Here is a 17,423-nt window from a genome sequence, read left to right as displayed (position 1 = left end):
GGGTAATGCCCGTCGCGGCCCGGTTACGGGTTTGAAACGGCGCCGCGAAAAGTCTTGTCAACAGCCCTGGCGTGGGGTCATGATCACTACCAACATCACACAGTGAGAAACGTTTCTCACTATTTGACGAAAGTTGGCAGATGAGCGGATTTGCGCAGGCTGATCGGCCCTCAGGGCAGCGGCTGGGCACCGTCGCGAGCGCGATCGAGGTGCTGGGGGCCTTCACCGACGCCATGCCGGAACGGGGGGTCACCGATCTGGCCCAGGAACTCGGCATGGACAAGTCGAAGGTGCACCGGCTGCTCAGCTCGCTGGCCGCGGGCGGGCTGCTGGTGTCGGTGCCCCGCTCCCGCCGCTACGTCCTGGGCCCGACCCTGGTGCTGCTGGGGGAGCGGGCCGCACGGCAGGGCGTCCTGCCCCGGGCGGCCCAGCCGATCGTCGACGAACTCGCCCGGGCCGCGCGCGAATCCGTGGTGGTGTGCGTGATGGACAGGCTGGGCTACCGCACGGTGGCCTCCGCGGACGGGCCGAGCGACCTGCGCTTCGCCACCGAGTTGGGTCGCTGGTTCCCCGGCTCGGCCGGCGCGAACGGGCATCTGCTGTTCGCGCACCACCCCGACCCCGGCATCGCCGAGCGCCTGGTCGCCGACCAGGACCAGGATCAGGCGAGCGTCCTGGACGCCGCGACCCTGCGCACACGGCACGCCGCCGCCCGCGAGGACGGCTACTCGATCTCGCGCGGGGAATTCGATCCCCGCGTGATGGCGATCTCCGCCCCGGTTCTGCTGGACGGCGCCGTGATCGCCTCGCTGGGTGTGGTGGGGCCGCCCCCCGCACTCGATCACCATGTGGACGACCTCCTCGCCCTCGTACGGGCCGCCGCCGCCGACCTCAGCGGTGTGCTCTCACGCCCGGCTCCTCACGACCTCGATCCGATCGGACGCTCATGACCCCGGACACCCAAGCCCCCGCTTCAGGGGGCCTGAACCATCCCCGTGCCTTCGAGCCGCTCACCTTCGTGGTGACGCTGCTGCTCTCCATCGTCGGTGCCTTCATCGGCATCCGCCTGATCACCACCCTCGGCATCAGCGCCAACACCTCCGTGATCGGCGCGCTGGTGGCGATGGCGCTCGGCCGGGTGGCCATCTTCGGCCTGGGCCGGTTCCGCGACAAGAACCGGCAGAACCTCGCCCAGACCGCCATCTCGTCGGCCACCTTCGGCGCCGCGAACGCGCTGCTCGCCCCGATCGCGGTCGCCTGGGCCTTCAACCGGGTCGACCTGATCTGGCCGATCTTCTTCGGTGCGGTCTTTGGCCTGCTGGTGGACGCCTGGGTGCTGTACCGCTGCTTCGGCTCGCAGTTCCTGCCGGCCACCAACCCGTGGCCGCCCGGCGTCGCCGCCGCGGAGACGATCAAGGCGGGCGACGAGGGCGGCCGCAATGCCGTCATCCTGTTCGGCTCGACAATCGTCGCAGGCTTGGGCACCTTCTTCTTCGCGCTCCCGTTCTCGGCGGCCGGCGTCGCCCTGATCGGCAACATCTGGGCGCTGCTGATGTGGGGCCTGGGCCTGATGACCCGCCAATACGTGAACCTCGTCCCCGGCCTGGAGAGCCTCAACATCAACGCCGAGTTCATCCCGCACGGCGTGATGGTGGGCGCCGGCGTGGTGTCGTTGATCCAGGCCTTCTTCCTGTTCACCGACCGCGCGGCCAAGAAGAAGGTCGAGGCGGAGGCGAAGGTGGCCGAGGCCCGGCTGGCGTCCGTCGGTGCGGCGTCCGGTGGGCGCGCGAGCGCGGACCACAGCGCCGACCCGGCCTACGCCACCTCGGTGGACGCCTCGACGCTGCGCCGTACCCTGCTGATCGGCTACAGCCTGTTCCTCGGCTGCGCGGTGGCGCTGGCGCTGGTCACCGGCCTGCTCAGCGAGATGAGCCTCGGCATGCTGATCCTCTGGGTGCTGTTCGCGGCCGTCGCCGCGTTCGTCCACGAGATCATCGTCGGCCTGGCCGCCATGCACTCGGGCTGGTTCCCGGCCTTCGCGGTGACCCTGATCTTCCTCGTCCTCGGCCTGCTGATGGGCTTCCCCGACATCCCGATGATCGTGCTGGTCGCCTACTGCTCGGCGACCGGGCCCGCGTTCGCCGACATGGGCTACGACCTGAAGGCCGGCTGGCTGCTGCGCAAGGACGCCTCCTTCGAGCCCGACTACGCCCGCTACGACCTGCAGGGCAAGCGGGAACAGTTCAAGAGCAGCGTGCTGGGCCTGGTGGTGGCCGCGGTCTGCGTGCTGCTGCTGTGGCGGACCTACTTCGAGAACGGCCAGATCCCGCCGGTGTCGAAGGTGTACGCCGACACGGTGGCGGCCGGCCTGACCAACCCGCACACCCTGCAGAACATGCTGACCTGGGCGATCCCGGGCGCGATCATCCAGGCCCTCGGCGGGCCGAAGCGGCAGATGGGCGTCATGCTGGCCACCGGCCTGCTGATCAGCGCCCCCAACGCCTGCTGGGCGATCTTCGCCGCACTGCTGGTGCGCGTCGCCGTCCGCCGCTGGAAGGGCGAGCAGGCCGAGGAGAACCTCTCCCTGGTCGGCGCCGGATTCATCGCGGGCGACGCGCTGGCGTCCGCGGCCAATCTCTTCAAGGTGAAGTAAGCAAAGGAGCTAGGGAGCCATGGAAGTCACCAACCGGGTCGAGTCCCGCAACGAGTACCTGTCCTTCGAGGCGTTCAACGCCGCCCGCAAGCTGATCGAGGAGATCATGTGCGTCCGGGCCGGCGAGGACGTCCTGATCACCGCCGACACCTCCTCGGACATGCGGGTCGCCGAACTGCTCGCCGGCGCGGCGCTCGGCGTCGGCGCGCACCCGGTGATCGTCCGCTACGAAACCCGGTACGCCTCGGCGATCGAGCCGCCCAAGCCGGTGGCGGGTGCCGCCCTCGGCGCGGACGTGTGGATCGAGCTGCAACTGGGCTACATCATGCACAGCAACGCGTTCCGCGCCGCCATGGAGCGCGGCACCCGCTACACCTGCCTGACCGGGCTGGACGTGCAGATGCTGGTCGACACCGTCGGCCGGGTCGACTACGCCGGAGTGACCCGGCTGGGCAACCGGCTGGTCGAACTGCTGGAATCCGCCAGCGTGATCCGGATGACCTCGGCCAACGGCATGGACATCTCCGCCGAGCGCGGCGACCGCCCGATCCATCTGCGCGGCATCCCCGCCGACAAGCCGGGCATGTCGGTGATGCTGGCCGGCCAGATCTCCTTCAACCCGCTGGAGCAGACCCAGAACGGCACCATCGTGTTCGACGGAGCCGCCTGGCCGCCGGATGAGAACGGCCTGATCGCGAACCCGATCACGCTCACCGTCGAGTCCGGCGTGGTCACCGACATCTCCGGCCAGGGTTCGGACGCCGCGATCTACCGCAACTGGATGGCCAGCCACGGCGACCCGAACATGTACCGGGTGGCGCACTGGTCGCTCGGCTTCAACCCGGGCGTGACCCGCTCCACCGGCCGGATCGTCGAGGACGAGCGGGTCTTCGGCTGCGTCGAGTTCGGCATCGGGACCAAGGGCGCCTGGATCGGCGGCGAACCGTGGGTGGCCGCGGCGCACACCGACGGCTCCAACGTGCTGCCGTCGATCTACTGCGACGGCGTGGCGATCGAGGAGAACGGCAAGTACGTCCATCCCGATCTGGTCGCGATCTGCCGCGAACTGGGCGTCAGCGGGTACTGAGATGGCCGGCGCCGACGGCATCGACCACCGGGAACACCTCATCGAGGTCCCGCTGGTCTGGGGGGCGCAGGATCCCCGGAGGATCACCGTGTTCGCCCGCGAACTGGTCAGGCACGGGCGTGAGGACGCCCCGCACCTGGTCTGGTTCCAGGGCGGGCCCGGCAACCGGGCCCAGCGGCCGGAGTCGGTCTCGGGGTGGCTGGACGCCGCCCTCGACGAGCACCGGGTGGTGCTGCTCGACCAGCGCGGCACCGGACGCTCCACCCCCGCGGACGCCCAGAGCCTGGCCGGGCTCGATGCGTCCGAGCAGGCCGAGTATCTGCGGCACTTCCGCGCCGACTCGATCGTGGCGGACGCCGAAGCGGTCCGGGAGGTGCTCGGGGTGAAGACCTGGTGGGCGCTGGGGCAGTCCTTCGGCGGCTTCATCCTCACCCGCTACCTGACGACGGCGCCCGCCTCGCTGGCCGGGGTGATGATCACCGCCGGGCTGCCCCCGCTGGTCACCGAGGACGGCCGGACGGCGTCCGCCGACGACGTCTATGCCGAGACCTACCCGCTCACCGCGCGGCGCAACGACGAGTTCTTCGCCCGCTACCCGGGCGACCGCGAGGTGTGCGGCCTGGTCGCCCGGCACCTGGCCGACGTCGAGGAACGGCTGCCCACCGGGGAGCGGCTCACCCCGGAGCGGTTCCAGAAGCTCGGCATCGGGCTCGGCACGGCGTCCGACTTCGACGCGCTGCACTATGCGCTGGAGGATCCCTTCACCGTCGCCGGGGGCACCCGGCGGCTGAAGGCGCACAGCCTGGCCCAGTGGGGCGTCCGGCTCAGCATGGCGCAGAACCCGCTGTATGCCGTCATGCACGAGACCATCTACGGACGCCCCGGCCTGCCCCCGACCGCGTGGGCGGCGCACCGGGTGCGGAACCGGTTCGAGGTGTTCGCCACCCCGCCGCAGGAGTTGGGCGACCGGTTCTGCTTCGTGGGCGAGCACATGTTCCCCTGGCAGTTCGAGCAGGATCCGGCGCTGGTCCCGCTGCGAGGCGCGGCCGATCTGCTGGCGCACGTCGAGGACTGGGGCGAGCTGTATGACCTCGAAGCGCTGGCCGGCAACCGGGTTCCGGTGGCGGCGGCGATGTACACCCCCGACATGTTCGTCCCGTTCGCCTCGCAGCAACGGACGGCCGCGCTGATCGATGGGCTACGGCCGGTGGTGAGCGCGGAACATCATCACGACGGGATCCGGGCCGACGGCAAGGCGCTGTACGCGCGACTGAAGGAGGCGCTCGGATGAGCACATTGGCCGTGATCACCATCGGGCAGGCGCCGCGGGTCGACGTGACCCCCGAACTCGCCGCGATCCTGGGTGAGGGGGTGCGCCTGGTTGAGCACGGGGCCCTGGACCCGCTCGACGCCGGCGCGATCGCCGCCCTCGCCCCGCCCGCGGGCGCGACCGAAGGCGTCCTCACCTCGCGCTTGCGCGACGGCAGCCACGCGGTCTTCACCCATGCCGGGGTGGAGCCCCTGCTCGCCGACGCCATCGCGCGCGGCGAGGCCGACGGCGCGGACGCCACCTTGATCATCTGCGGGTCGCATTTCCCGGAGTTCCCGCATGCCCGGCCGCTGTTCACCCTGGAACCGTTGGCCTGCGCCGCGATGCGGGGCCTGCTCAGCGGGTTCCCCGGGCGCCGTCTCGGGGTGGTGGCTCCGCTGGCCGAACAGGTCGACGAGGCCGTCGTCCGGTGGCGGGATCGCGCCGGCGCCCAGGTGAGCGGGACGGCCGTGGCCAGCCCGTACACCGACTCGGTCCAGGCGATCGCGCACGCCGCGGCCTCGCTCGCGGCATCCTCCGATCTGGTGGTGCTCGACTGTGCCGGCTACGGCCGCGAGGCCGCCTCCGCGGCCCGGCGCGCCTGCGCGGAGTCCGGATCCCCGGTGCCCGTGGTGACGGTGCGCACCTTGGGCGCGCACGTGCTGGCATCCCTGTTGTGAAGCGGCTGAGTCCGTCCAGATGTTAGGTAGAACCCCGTCCAATTGTTAGTTAGGGATCGGTCTCGCGGTGCGGGCCCTCGGGTGCAATCGGGCCCGAGGGCCGGTCTGCGCCGTTAGGCTGGCGACCATGAGTGACGTCACCACCACCGAAGCCTGGAGGCGGCTCGCCGAACTCCACGAGTCCTTCACCCCCGACCTGCGCGGCTGGTTCGCCGCCAACCCCGGTCGTGCCGCGGAGTACACCCGTACGGCCGGCGACCTGCATGTGGACCTGTCCAAGAACCTGATCGACGCGGCCGTTCTGGACGCGCTGATCGCGCTCGCCGACGAGATCGGTCTCGCGGCCAAGCGCGACGCGATGTTCGCCGGCGTCCACATCAACAACACCGAGGATCGTGCGGTGCTGCACACCGCGCTGCGGCGTCCGCGCACCGACAGCCTCACCGTCGACGGCCAGGACGTGGTCGCCGATGTGCATGCCACCTTGGACGCGGTGTACGCGTTCGCGAACAAGGTGCGTTCGGGGGAGTGGAAGGGCGTCACCGGCAAGCCGATCGCCACCGTGGTGAACATCGGCATCGGCGGCTCCGACCTGGGGCCGGTCATGGTCTACGAGGCGCTCAAGCCGTACAAGCAGGACGGCCTGGAGTGCCGCTTCGTCTCCAACATCGACCCGACCGACGTGTACGAGAAGACCGCCGGCCTCGATCCCGAGACGACGCTGTTCATCGTGGCGTCCAAGACGTTCACCACCTTGGAGACGATCACCAACGCCAAAATGGCGCGCTCCTGGCTGCTGGAGGCGCTCGCCTCCCAGGGCGCCATCGACGGTTCGGACGCCGCGCAGGCCGACGCGATCGCCAAGCACTTCGTCGCGGTGTCGACCGCCCTGGACAAGGTCGCCGAGTTCGGCATCGACCCGGCCAACGCCTTCGGCTTCTGGGACTGGGTCGGCGGGCGCTACTCGGTGGACTCGGCCGTCGGCACCGCCGTCGCCGTCGCGGTCGGGCCCGAGAACTTCGCCGACTTCCTGGCGGGCTTCCACACCATCGATGAGCACTTCGCCACCACTGCGTGGCGCGACAACGTGCCCGCCCTGATGGGCCTGCTCAACGTCTGGTACGTGAACTTCTTCAAGGCCGGCAGCCATGCCGTGCTGCCGTACGCGCAGTACCTGCACCGGTTCGCTGCCTACCTGCAGCAGCTCACCATGGAGTCCAACGGCAAGGGCGTCAAGGCGGACGGCACCCCGGTCACCACCGAGACCGGTGAGGTGTTCTGGGGTGAGCCGGGCACCAACGGCCAGCACGCCTTCTACCAGCTGATCCACCAGGGCACCCAGTTGATCCCGGCCGACTTCATCGCCGTGGCGACCCCGCACCGCCCGATCCAGGACGGCGGCCAGGACGTGCACGAGCTGTTCCTGGCGAACTTCTTCGCCCAGACCAAGGCGCTCGCCTTCGGCAAGACCGCCGACGAGGTGCGTGCCGACGGCGTCGCCGAAGACCTCGTCAGCGCGAAGGTGTTCTTGGGTAACCGCCCGACGACGTCGATCATGGCGCCGTCGCTCACCCCGTCCGTCGTGGGCCAGTTGATCGCCCTGTACGAGCACATCACGTTCACCCAGGCGACCGCGTGGGGCATCAACGCCTTCGACCAGTGGGGTGTCGAACTCGGCAAGGTGCTCGCCAAGCAGATCACCCCGGCCATCGCCGGCGACGAGGAGGCCTTGGCCGACCAGGATCCGTCGACGAAGGCTCTCATCGAGTACTACCGCGCGAACCGCGCCTAACGATCTGAGCGATACTCCGGGTTCCCGGCCGAGGCGGATGTCGTGGCCCCGAACCCGGAGTTCTCGCGTCCGGGGCGGGCATACGGAGGGCGCGGAGACACGCGTCACCGCACGATGGTGCGGTGACGGGGTGCGCCTATGCTCGGACGGGTGATCACCCGTCGCCGCGTCCTGCGCATCCTCGCCTTGATCCTGGGCGTCGCTTTCCTGGGCGCACTGCTGATCGGCGGCCCGGCGTTGTGGACGCGCTGGCAGGCCCGCAATCGCGTGCTGACCGCGGCCCAGGCGCCGCCGAAGGATGTGGCGATCATCTTTGGTGCCGAGATGTACCCCTCGGGCCGCCCGTCACCGTACCTGAAGGCCCGCCTCGACCTGGGCGTCCAGCTCTACCGTGACGGCAAGGCGCGGGTGCTGATCGTCTCGGGCGACAACTCGGCCGAGCACAATCGCGAGGCCAGCAACATGAAGCGCTACCTCGTCGCGCAGGGCGTGCCGGCGTCCCGGATCGTCGAGGATGAGCACGGCCTCGACACGTACGCCACCTGCGTCCGCGCCCGCGAGGTGTTCGGGCTCACCGACGCGCTGCTGGTCAGCCAGCGCTACCACCTGCACCGTGCCGTCGCGACCTGCCGCGCGGTCGGGGTGGACGCCGTCGGCGTCGGCGACGTGTCGGTCAAACGCACCTCGAAGCGCTGGGACGAGTTCTCTCGCCGCGAGCTCGGCGCCAACCTCAAGATGGTCGCCGACCTGGTCACGCGGCCGGCGCCCTCCCTCGAAGGTGATCCGGACGCGGTGCACCGCGCGCTGGCGTCCGGCTGAGATCACGGCCGGCCCGGGCGCGCTGGGCCGTCCGGCGTAGGCCGTGCACGCGGTGCGGCGTCCGGGGTGTGGGAAAATCGGCGACATGCTTTCCCTTGCCTCGCTGCTCACGTCGCGGGTCGAGGCCGCCGCCGGGATCGACCCGGAGATGCGGCCCGCCACCAAGCCCCAGTTCGGTCACTTCCAGTCGAACGTGGCGTTGCGCCTGGCCAAGAGCGAGGGACGCCCACCGCGCCAGATCGCCGCCGACCTGGTCGAGCGCATCGAGGTGGCCGACCTGTGCGAGCCGCTCGAGATCGCCGGACCCGGCTTCATCAATTTCCGGCTGCGTCCCGAGGTGCTGGCCGCCGCCGCCACCGAACTGCTCGCCGACCCGCACACCGGCATCGACCAGGCCGAACGCGCGCAGAAGATCGTCATCGACTACAGCTCGCCGAACGTCGCCAAGCAGATGCACGTGGGCCACCTGCGCACCACGATCATCGGCGACTGCTTCAACCGGGTGCTGACGGCGTCCGGGCACACGGTGATCCCGCAGAACCATGTCGGCGACTGGGGCCGCCAGTTCGGCATGCTGATCGAGCAGATTCTCGATGAGAACCTCGACCTGGACGGTCTCGACCTGAACGGCGCCGAGGAGCTCTACAAGCGGGCCAATGAGCGGCTCAAGGCCGACGAGGCGTTCGCCGACCGGGCCCGCGCCCGCGTGGTCGCGTTGCAGTCCGGCGACGAGGACACCCGCGCGATCTGGTCGCGGCTCATCGACGTCTCCAAGGTGGGCTTCAACGAGGCCTACCACCGTCTCGGCGTCCTGCTCACCGACGACGACATCGCCGGGGAATCGTTCTACAACGCCATGCTGGAGGGCATCTGCGCCGACCTGGAATCCCGCGGCATCGCGGTGATCGATGACGAGGCCCTCGTCGTGTTCGCCGACGGCTTCGACGCGCCCGCGATCCTGCGCAACCGGCACGGCGGCTACGGCTACGACGTCACCGACGTCGCCGCCCTGAAGTACCGTGCGCAGACCCTGGGCGCGGACCGGATGATCTACGTCACCGACGCCCGCCAGCACCACCACTTCGAGCTGGTCTTCGCCGTCGCGCGCAAGGCCGGCTATGTGACCGACGCGATCGCGACCGAGCATGTCGGCTACGGCATGGTGCTCGGACGCGACGGGCGTCCGTTCTCGACCCGTGAGGGCACCGCTGCCTACCTGATCGACCTGCTGGACGCCGCCGAGGAGCACGTCACCCGCCCGGTGGCGCTGGCCGCGATCAAGTACGCCGACCTGAGCAACCAACTGCAGAAGGACTACGTGTTCGACGTCGAGCGGATGACCGCCACGACCGGCGACACCGGCCCCTACCTGCAGTACGCGCACGCCCGCGCCAACCAGATCCTGCGCCGCGCCGAGGCCGAAGGCATCACCTGGGGCGAGGTCACCGTGCTCGCCGAGCCGGCCGAGCAGAACCTGGCGCTGCTGCTGTCCCGCTTCGGCGAGATCGTCGCGCTGGTGGCGTCCGACCTGCAGCCGCACAAGCTGTGCACCTACCTGTTCGAGCTGGCCACCGCGATGAGCGTGTTCTACGAGCAGTGCCCGGTGCTGAAGAGCGAGGGCGAGGTGCGCGCCTCCCGACTGGCGCTGTGCGCCGCCACGAAGAAGGTGCTCGCAACCGGCCTGGGCCTGCTCGGCATCGAGGCCCCCGACCAGATGTGAGTGGTGCTCCTCGCTGAACGCGCCGAGTCCGGACGCCGCCGGGCGCGCATCGAAGCTTTCGACCGGAGGTGAGTGGTGCTACGGCCGTGGGCCCGGGACGTCATGCGTTCCCGGGCCCGGCCAGTACCACCCCATCGGGGCGCAGTAGCTGATCGACATGCGGTGCGGACATCCTCCCCAAGTCTGTCGCTCACGCTCTGTCGTCCTGCCTCGCGACGTCCCCCCAGTGCGTCGCGTCCGGCATGAAGCCCTGCGCTTCCCTCTCGGACGGCGCCTCCCCCGAAGGCCGCCCACTCAGAAAGACACGCCCTCCCCGCGATGATGACGTGACCGGACGCCGATTCTTCGCCGACACTTTCAGAGTTCACTCCCTCACCCCTGGGGTATCGCCGCCACCAGGGACTTGACCCTGGTCTGCGCACTCCATGTCCTCGGCGTTACCTACGATATGAACCGTTGCCTACGAAATATCGTGCGCAACGGTTCATATCGTGCGCGCGAAGGAACCCACACGCCATGCAGGCGGACAAGTCGTGCGCGACCGTGCAACTCGTGCGCGCGAGGGGGCGTTCCGCGTTGCGGTGGGAGTTGCTCGGCCCGAACGCCGCGCACGGCATCGACCACGACCGGCACCTCGTCGCCACTGGAGCCGTGGTGTTGGAGTTTCTCAGTTCAGCTCAGTTCCGCTCAGATTGGTTCGGTTCGGGCGCCGCGCATCGCGACTCCGGCCTGTTGCGTGTGGACTCCCGCCCGGTTTGAGTCATCTGTAGCGCTCGACGCGCTCGGAAGCGGGGGAGAAGCCGTCGAGCGCTACATTCGACTCACGCACGGAGGCAGGGAGTTCCTCGAGTGAGGGCAGGGGCGCCTTGCCCGAGGCCAGGAGTGCCGTGATCGCGAAAATCAGCCACTCGAGGTGAACCGCAGGGCACTCTGGCCCCGCCGAGTGGTCGATCCTTGCGACGGACGTGAACGCCCCAGACGATGAGCGTGACCAACACGCGGGCCATCGAGTACTGGGTCGCCCGCAGCGGAAAGGAAGCAGCCTTGCGCGGATGGGAGGCTGCCCGCCTCCGAGGGGAGGTCGTCCGCGAGAGCCGCCACTTCGCGAGAGCCGCGCCGTCCTCATGGTCAGGGCCGCGAGGTTCTTCTGTCAGGACCTCGGCGTCTCCTCCTGGGGAGGCGGCGGTGGCGGAGGAGTCCACCCCTGCGGAACCCATCCTTGCGGAGCCGATCCCTGCGGAGGCTGTCCTTGCGGCGTCCAACCCTCGGGAGGCGCAGCAGGTGACGATGCGGGAGCCGGTGAGGACGTCGCGGGGGGTGGGGCCGGCGTGGATTCCTCTGCCAGATGGCCCCAATAGGGTGAGGACGCGGTGGGTGCCGTAGCGGGAGCCGGGTATCCCTCCGCCGGGTAAGGAGGAGGCGGCGGGAACCACGCCGGCGGTGGCGGCGGCGCGGCTGCGGCGAGTGACGGCGTCCATACCTCACCCGGGGCGGGCACGGACGCGAACCCTTGCGCCCACACGTCACCGTGCGCATCCCGGAGCTCGGGACGGCCGGTCTGCTCGCGCCGGCGGCCTTCGCGTGACCGGTCGAGCTGGCTGACCGCCAGGCGCCGGGCGTGGCCGGCTTCCAGATGCGCGATGCCGGGCTCGTCGATGAAGGCGGCGGTGAGGACGCTCATCCCGGCCAGACCGAGCCGGCGTTCCAGCGGGCCCTGTTTGACCTTCACCGACAGCACCCGGGGGTGCGGCACCACGGTCTGGGTGCGGGTGATCCATCCGGCGCGGGCGGCGAACACCTGATCATCGTGCGCGTATCCCTGCCAGCGCCAGGCCAGCGGGTCCAGCCAGCGGGCGCGCTCCGGCGTCCGGGTGAAGGTGAGCCGTTCCAGATGCAGGCCAGGCCACAAGGCCGCGAGCGCGATCTGGATCTGCTGCGGCGTCCCGATCGGCAGGTACACCGTCGAGGTCGACGGCTCGTCGGAGGAGGTGAGGTCGCCGATGCCGAGAATACTGATCTTGAGCCGGGCGCGGCCGATCCAGCGCCACAGCAGCGGCTGCTCGATGGTCAGCGACTGCACGCGGTGAACCGGGATGGTCTGCGAGCGCAACGTCGCCAGGCCCCGCGTGATCCGCAGGCCGGCGGGGGTGGCGGCCAGCGTGTAGTTGAACTGGCCGATCAGCTGCTTCGACAGGTAGCCGACGAGCGCGAGGCCCAGGCCGATCACGCCGCCGCCGATGGCGACGATCGGCCAGTCGAATACGAGGGTGCCCAGCGCGGTGATGCCCAGGCCGATCAGCAGAGAGGCCAGCTGCAGCGACAGCAGGGTGCTGAGCAGGATCTCCGACGGGGTGAGGCGGATCAGGATCCGGTCGCCAACGCCGGAATCGTCCCAGGCCGACGTGGTGCGCGAGGAGTCCGCGGTGGTGGTGTGCCGGCCGTGGGCGCGCGCCATCACGTAGTCGCGGACGGCCGTCGCCCGGGCGCGGCTGAGGAATGACAGGGTGATGCCTTCGTCGACGCCCACATCGATCTTGACCTGGGCCAAGCCGAGGATGCGTGCCGCGAAGGGCTGGGTGATGTCGACCGACTGGATGCGGCTGAACGCGATCCGCTGGCTGGCATGGAAGGCGCCGGTGTTCTCGCGGCGCACTTCGTGGTCGTCGATGATGAACTTGGTCGTCCACCAGCCCCAGTACCCGGCGCCCAGTGCGATGAGCAGCGCGCCGACCGGGATCAGCAGGGCCAGCGGCACCTGCTGGAGCAGCTCGGCGGGGGAGCCGAGATCCTCCCACCACGGATCGCCCTGCGGGAGCGAAGTGATGGCGAACCATCCGATCGCGACGACGCCGATCCACAGGTTGACCAGCGGGCTGAGCGGATGCATCCGCTCCTCGATCGCCGGCTTCTTCTGCTCGGTCACAGGCCCGAACCCTCGGCGTCGCTGAGCTCGATCATCAGGTCGCGCAGTTCCTTGGCCTCGTCGGCGGGCATGCCCGGCACGCTGGCATCGGTGGAGGCGCTGGCGGTGACGAACTCGACGTTGGCCAGGCCTCGGGCGCGCAATAGCGGCCCGGCGGTGACTTTGATGGTCTGCATCCGGCCGAACGGCACGATGGTCAGCGACTTGAACATCAGCCCGGAGACGACGCACAGGTCGTTGTCGCGCTGCGCCCAGCCGTAGGCCGCGACCACACGGGGCGCGCGCAGCCACAGCCACAGCCACCAGATCAGGCCGGCCGCCGCGACGCCGAACGCGGCCCATTTGACCGAGTCGAGCAGGAACCAGATCGCGAGCGAGCCGGCGACGGTCGGCGGCAGCAGCCAGGCGGACGCGTTAATGCGCTTGACCGTCGTCAGCTTGGGCGACACCCGGCGCCAGGCGTCCGATGGCGGCGCGAACGGCTCCTCGATGCCCGCGGGCATGCCGTCGAGACTCGGGTCGGGGAGGAACGGCGGACGCCCCGCGCTCGGCGGTTGCTCGGTCGCGTCGAAGGAAGCCGGCGCGGGGTCAGTGCTGATGAGTGGGGACGGCGCCTGCGGCGCCGGGTCGGGGTAGGGGGTCGGCTCGCTCATCGGCTCCGCTTGCACTTCGCGTCGACGCCGCCGAACATCACCACGCCCTTGAGCACGATGGTCGGTGCACCCGGGGCGGGGCTGATCTTCTTGACCTCGGTGCCACCGAACAGCGCGATGGTCTCGTTGCGGACGTTGACCCCTTCGGGCACCAGGATCTCGACGCCGCCGAACGCGCAGAACACATTGAGTTCGACGACGTCGGAGGTGAAAGTTGCGTCGCGGAAGTCGAACTTCGAACCGCCGAAGAGCGTCAGGTTCGACACGTTGCGGCGCACCCGCCACGTGCCCGAGCGTTCCATGCCGCCGAAGATCGCGAACGTGGTCTCGGCGTCCTGGCTGCTGTTCGACCGGTCGACGGCCGGTCCGGCCGCCGCGCTGAACGCCCCCACGGCGCGGCCCTGGTTGGTGCCGGGCACCAGGTCGGCGGTGAGGGAACGCAGGTCGTCGAACGTCTTGGCCTCCAACGCCTGCGCGAGGCGGACATCGTGCTCGTCGCGGGTGAGGCGTCCCTCCGCGTAGGCCGCCGACAGCAGGTCGGACACGATCGCGCGGTCGCTGTCGCCGGCGCGCATATGGCCGGGGAAGCGGGGTGTATCGGGGACGGGAGCGTTCATGACCTCAACGCTAACCTTCCGCGCGCGAGCCCGCGAGCGTACCGACCGTAGAACGGGGAGCGACCCGGGGACCCCCTGAGCCACTGATGGCAGGCGAGGCTCAACATGCGCGGGCTCGCGGTTGTTGGCTAGACTGACGCAGGTCGCGCGAGCGGCATCGCGGGCGTAGCTCAATGGTAGAGCGCCAGCTTCCCAAGCTGGACACGCGGGTTCGATTCCCGTCGCCCGCTCCAGACCGGGCCGATCCTTGGTCCTTCAGCGAACATTCCATGAGATAAAACCCGTGCCTGCTGTGCCCGCGCCCCGGTGAGGGCCATGATGGGGATGGGAGCAGGTCGTGGACGCGCCCAGCGGAGTTGCTGGGCGGCCGCGTTGGAGGAAGGGAGCCCCATGGATTACGTGGCCGACATCAAGAAGTACACCGACACCGTCGACGAGAGCGCGGTGGAGGCGATGGCGAAGACCTATCGTCTGGTGCTGAGCAAGACCGACTCGGCGGTGGTCGCGTTCAGCGATCCTGAGGAGTTGGAGACGGTCAAGAAGAACTTCCTGATCAAGAAGCTCGGATTGACCGCTTCCGACGATCTGGACGCCGGCATCGCCGCGGTCGGAGCGAAGATGAAGGGCGCCAGCCGCAAGAGCCGCCTGACCGTCTACTACCTGCTCGCCGATCACTTCGGGAAGCTGAGCGTCTTCAAGTAGAAGACAGCGACACGTGCGTGGGCATCGGGGCTGACATTCCGATGCCCACGTTTTGTCAGAGGCGTGAGGCACGCTGCCGAATAGATGGGACCTTCCGCAAGGAGGCAAGGTCTTTGCGCCGGGCGGCGATCTGATTCAGTCGAGCTTGCCGAGCACCTGCTCGGCAAGGGTCTCACCGATCGGCAGCGCCGAGGTCGCGGCGGGCGAGGGTGCGTTGCAGACATGCAGCTGGCGGCGGGAGTCGCGCAGCAGGAAGTCCTCGATCGAGGTGCCGTCGCGGCCGATCGCCTGGGCGCGGATGCCGGCCGGGTAGGGCAGCAGGTCGGCCACCGTCAGTGACGGGCAGTACTTGCGGACGAGCTCGAGGTAGCCGCGCTTCGACAGCGAGTTGCGCATCTCGGTCAGGCCGGTGCCCACGTAGCCGGGCGCGAACTTCCACAGGCCCGAGAAGGTGGCCAGGCTCGCGACGTCGCGCAGGTTGATCGAGCCCTTCGGGTAGCCCTCGCGGGCCAGGCCCAGCACCGCGTTCGGCCCGACGGTGACGCGTCCGTCGATCATCGGGGTGAGGTGGACGCCCAGGAACGGCAGCGCCGGGTCCGGCACCGGGTAGATGAGGCGCTCCACGATGCCGCGCCGGTCGGCGGGCAGCTGGTAGTACTCGCCACGGAACGGGACGATGCGGAAGTCCACCTCGAGCCCACCCATCCGCGCCACTCGGTCGGCCTGCAGGCCGGCGCACGCGACGAGGGTGCGGGCGGTGATCGTGCCGCAGTCGGCTTCGACATGGACCGCGCCGGAGCGCTCGTCGATGGACCGCACCTGGGCCCGGGTGATCACCTGACCGCCGGCGGCCTTCACGTCGGACGCCAGCGCCCGGCACACCTCGCGGTAGTCGACGATGCCGGTGGCCGGTGACAGCAGCGCCTCGGTGCCTTCGACGTTCGGCTCCATCTCGCGCAGCTCGGAGCCGTCCACCCGGCGGAGTTCGATGCCATTGCTGGCGGCGCGCCCTTCCAGCGCGTGCATGCGCTCGACCTCGACGGGGTTGGTCGCCACCACCAGCTTGCCGACCACCTGGTAGGAGATGCCGTGCTCGTCGCAGTAGCGCTTGGTGGCGGCCTCACCCGCGCGGCACAGGCGCGCCTTGAGCGATCCGGGCGCGTAGTACAGGCCCGCGTGGATCACGCCCGAGTTGTGCGACGTCTGGCCGCTGGCCACATCGTCGGCCTTCTCCAAGACGGTGACCCGGCTGCCGGGTCGTTGGTCGAGGATCGCCTTCGCCGTGGCGAGCCCGACGATTCCTGCACCGATGATGACAACGTCTTCCATTACTTTCCCCCTGTGAGATGAGTACGCATGCCGGCGACCACACGGTCGAAGGCCGCCTGCGGAATGTGAACCGAGACCCGGCGCACCGCGTCCGGATCGACCCGGATGACCCGGTTGACGCGCACTTCGCTGGGCCGCCGTTTCTGGTCCCAGTCGCCGGTGCCGATGTCAACCCAGTAGCGGCCGGCCCGGGCTTCCTGGGCGGCGTCCCGGTCGTGATCAACGCTGGTGAGTTGCAGGCCGAGCAGCCAGCGCCCATCCACGCCGACGATCAGGACCGGACGGTCCTTGCCTTGGGCGTGGTCCTCCTCGTACGGCACCCACGTCCACACGATCTCGCCCGGATCGGCGGCGGCGTCGCGTCGCGGGCCGTAGCTGGTCCGCGGCATGCCCTGGTAATCACCCGGGTAGGTGGCCGAGCGGCGGGGCTCCGTCCGCTGAGGCCGGGCCGGGCCGGGGGCGCGGCGGTTGACCGGCGCCGGGGTGGGCGAGAGCAGGGTGCGCAGGACGGAGCGCACCAGCCCCGTGAGCGAGGGTGTTTTCATCGATACCTCGGTAGTGGGCCGTAGAACACGCCGGACGCCTCGGTGACCGGCGGTGGTTCGGGGTGCCGGCGGGCATGCCAGCGTTGGAAGAAGCCGCGCACCGACGGCAGCCACAGCAGTCCCGCTCCGGTGGCGATCGGCAGGATTCCCCACGTGGCGAGGGGGTTGATCATCAGCGCCAACAGCGACACGGCGACCGCGATCAGGCCGGCCCGCCGCGTCCAGCCGTAGCCGTGCCAGGCATAGTGAGCCGCGATCACGCTCGCCACCGCGATCAGCATCGCGATGGTGAACAGCGCGGTGACCATCAGCACTCGCAGCAGGGCGCCGGGTTCGGTCGGCACCACGCCATGCAGCCAGGCGGCCTGTTCGAAGGTGTCGATGCTCAGCCAGAAGGCCCACAGCAGCCCGGCCATCACCAGCGCGACGCCCAGGTGCAGCAGGACCGACGCGGCCCAGACCGCGATCGGACGCCGCGGCTCGCCGGTTTTTGGGTCGATGCTCGCGTCGGTGGGCGCACGCAGGGTCGCGATCGCGGGTGCCTCGGCAGCCGTCTGATCGCTCATGCGCGCCAGATTACTGGGTCCGGGAACG

General features: G+C 69.7%; 16 protein-coding genes and 1 tRNA gene. 11 read left to right on the top strand and 6 right to left on the bottom strand.

Annotated elements, in window-relative coordinates:
- Positions 1 to 140 precede the first annotated feature (140 nt).
- The 9 genes from QM708_RS06195 (at position 141) to QM708_RS06155 (ending at position 10,819) form a co-directional block, all read left to right on the top strand.
- A complete protein-coding gene (locus QM708_RS06195) occupies positions 141 to 950 on the top strand; it encodes an IclR family transcriptional regulator (protein ID WP_415105516.1) in 810 nt (269 codons plus the stop codon).
- A complete protein-coding gene (locus QM708_RS06190) occupies positions 947 to 2,653 on the top strand; it encodes an OPT/YSL family transporter (protein WP_415105513.1) in 1,707 nt (568 codons plus the stop codon). The genes QM708_RS06195 and QM708_RS06190 overlap by 4 nt, the downstream gene beginning before the upstream one ends.
- 19 nt (positions 2,654 to 2,672) lie before the next feature.
- A complete protein-coding gene (locus QM708_RS06185; RefSeq protein WP_415105510.1) occupies positions 2,673 to 3,740 on the top strand; it encodes a hypothetical protein in 1,068 nt (355 codons plus the stop codon).
- Between the two features lies 1 nt (position 3,741).
- Positions 3,742 to 5,031 carry an alpha/beta fold hydrolase gene (locus QM708_RS06180; protein WP_415105507.1) on the top strand — a complete coding sequence of 430 codons (1,290 nt, stop codon included), beginning with the start codon at positions 3,742 to 3,744 and terminating at the stop codon, positions 5,029 to 5,031.
- Positions 5,028 to 5,729 carry an AroM family protein gene (locus tag QM708_RS06175; protein ID WP_415105504.1) on the top strand — a complete coding sequence of 234 codons (702 nt, stop codon included), beginning with the start codon at positions 5,028 to 5,030 and terminating at the stop codon, positions 5,727 to 5,729. Before QM708_RS06180 ends, QM708_RS06175 begins: the two co-directional genes overlap by 4 nt.
- A 118-nt stretch (positions 5,730 to 5,847) precedes the next feature.
- Positions 5,848 to 7,521 carry a glucose-6-phosphate isomerase gene (gene pgi / locus QM708_RS06170; protein ID WP_415111310.1) on the top strand — a complete coding sequence of 558 codons (1,674 nt, stop codon included), beginning with the start codon at positions 5,848 to 5,850 and terminating at the stop codon, positions 7,519 to 7,521.
- 150 nt (positions 7,522 to 7,671) lie between these two features.
- The gene (locus QM708_RS06165) at positions 7,672 to 8,340 is read left to right on the top strand and encodes a SanA/YdcF family protein (RefSeq protein WP_415105501.1); all 669 of its coding nucleotides are present in this window, start codon (positions 7,672 to 7,674) and stop codon (positions 8,338 to 8,340) included.
- Positions 8,341 to 8,425: 85 nt separating this feature from the next.
- Positions 8,426 to 10,060: an arginine--tRNA ligase gene (gene argS / locus QM708_RS06160; RefSeq protein WP_415105498.1), complete on the top strand. Its 1,635-nt coding sequence runs from the start codon at positions 8,426 to 8,428 to the stop codon at positions 10,058 to 10,060.
- Positions 10,061 to 10,576: 516 nt separating this feature from the next.
- Complete coding sequence (locus QM708_RS06155) at positions 10,577 to 10,819, top strand: hypothetical protein (RefSeq protein WP_415105496.1); 243 nt, start codon at positions 10,577 to 10,579, stop codon at positions 10,817 to 10,819.
- Positions 10,820 to 11,210: 391 nt separating this feature from the next.
- Here the strand turns inward: QM708_RS06155 and QM708_RS06150 are convergent, their stop codons facing one another.
- From QM708_RS06150 to QM708_RS06140, 3 genes are read right to left on the bottom strand one after another with little or no spacing between them, the layout of a single operon-like run.
- Entirely contained in the window at positions 11,211 to 12,983 is a 1,773-nt protein-coding gene (locus QM708_RS06150; RefSeq protein WP_415105493.1) for a PH domain-containing protein, read from the bottom strand.
- The gene (locus tag QM708_RS06145) at positions 12,980 to 13,636 is read right to left on the bottom strand and encodes a PH domain-containing protein (protein ID WP_415105490.1); all 657 of its coding nucleotides are present in this window, start codon (positions 13,634 to 13,636) and stop codon (positions 12,980 to 12,982) included. The genes QM708_RS06150 and QM708_RS06145 overlap by 4 nt, the downstream gene beginning before the upstream one ends.
- Positions 13,633 to 14,253 (bottom strand): DUF1707 SHOCT-like domain-containing protein, encoded by a 621-nt coding sequence (locus tag QM708_RS06140; protein WP_415105487.1) that lies wholly within the window; start codon positions 14,251 to 14,253, stop codon positions 13,633 to 13,635. The genes QM708_RS06145 and QM708_RS06140 overlap by 4 nt, the downstream gene beginning before the upstream one ends.
- A 159-nt stretch (positions 14,254 to 14,412) precedes the next feature.
- On the opposite strand from QM708_RS06140, the gene QM708_RS06135 reads away from it, so the two are divergent.
- Positions 14,413 to 14,486, top strand: a tRNA-Gly gene (locus QM708_RS06135).
- 157 nt (positions 14,487 to 14,643) lie between these two features.
- Complete coding sequence (locus QM708_RS06130) at positions 14,644 to 14,955, top strand: DUF2853 family protein (protein ID WP_415105484.1); 312 nt, start codon at positions 14,644 to 14,646, stop codon at positions 14,953 to 14,955.
- 135 nt (positions 14,956 to 15,090) lie between these two features.
- On the opposite strand, the gene lhgO is transcribed toward QM708_RS06130, so the two are convergent.
- Genes lhgO through QM708_RS06115 form a run of 3 tightly spaced genes read right to left on the bottom strand, consistent with a single transcriptional unit; the run spans position 15,091 to position 17,395 of the window.
- The gene (gene lhgO / locus QM708_RS06125) at positions 15,091 to 16,284 is read right to left on the bottom strand and encodes an L-2-hydroxyglutarate oxidase (protein WP_415105481.1); all 1,194 of its coding nucleotides are present in this window, start codon (positions 16,282 to 16,284) and stop codon (positions 15,091 to 15,093) included.
- Positions 16,284 to 16,829, bottom strand: a complete 546-nt coding sequence (locus QM708_RS06120) for a type II toxin-antitoxin system PemK/MazF family toxin (RefSeq protein WP_415105478.1) — start codon at positions 16,827 to 16,829, stop codon at positions 16,284 to 16,286. The genes lhgO and QM708_RS06120 overlap by 1 nt, the downstream gene beginning before the upstream one ends.
- On the bottom strand, positions 16,826 to 17,395 hold the full coding sequence (locus QM708_RS06115) for a hypothetical protein (RefSeq protein ID WP_415105475.1): 570 nt from the start codon (positions 17,393 to 17,395) through the stop codon (positions 16,826 to 16,828). The genes QM708_RS06120 and QM708_RS06115 overlap by 4 nt, the downstream gene beginning before the upstream one ends.
- Positions 17,396 to 17,423 lie beyond the last annotated feature (28 nt).

Origin of the sequence: Propioniciclava sp., assembly GCF_047602245.1 — a bacterium.
Classification (GTDB): domain Bacteria; phylum Actinomycetota; class Actinomycetes; order Propionibacteriales; family Propionibacteriaceae; genus Propioniciclava.
The sequence above is the reverse complement of the archived record's forward strand: the minus strand, read 5'-3'. Positions and strand labels throughout refer to the sequence as shown.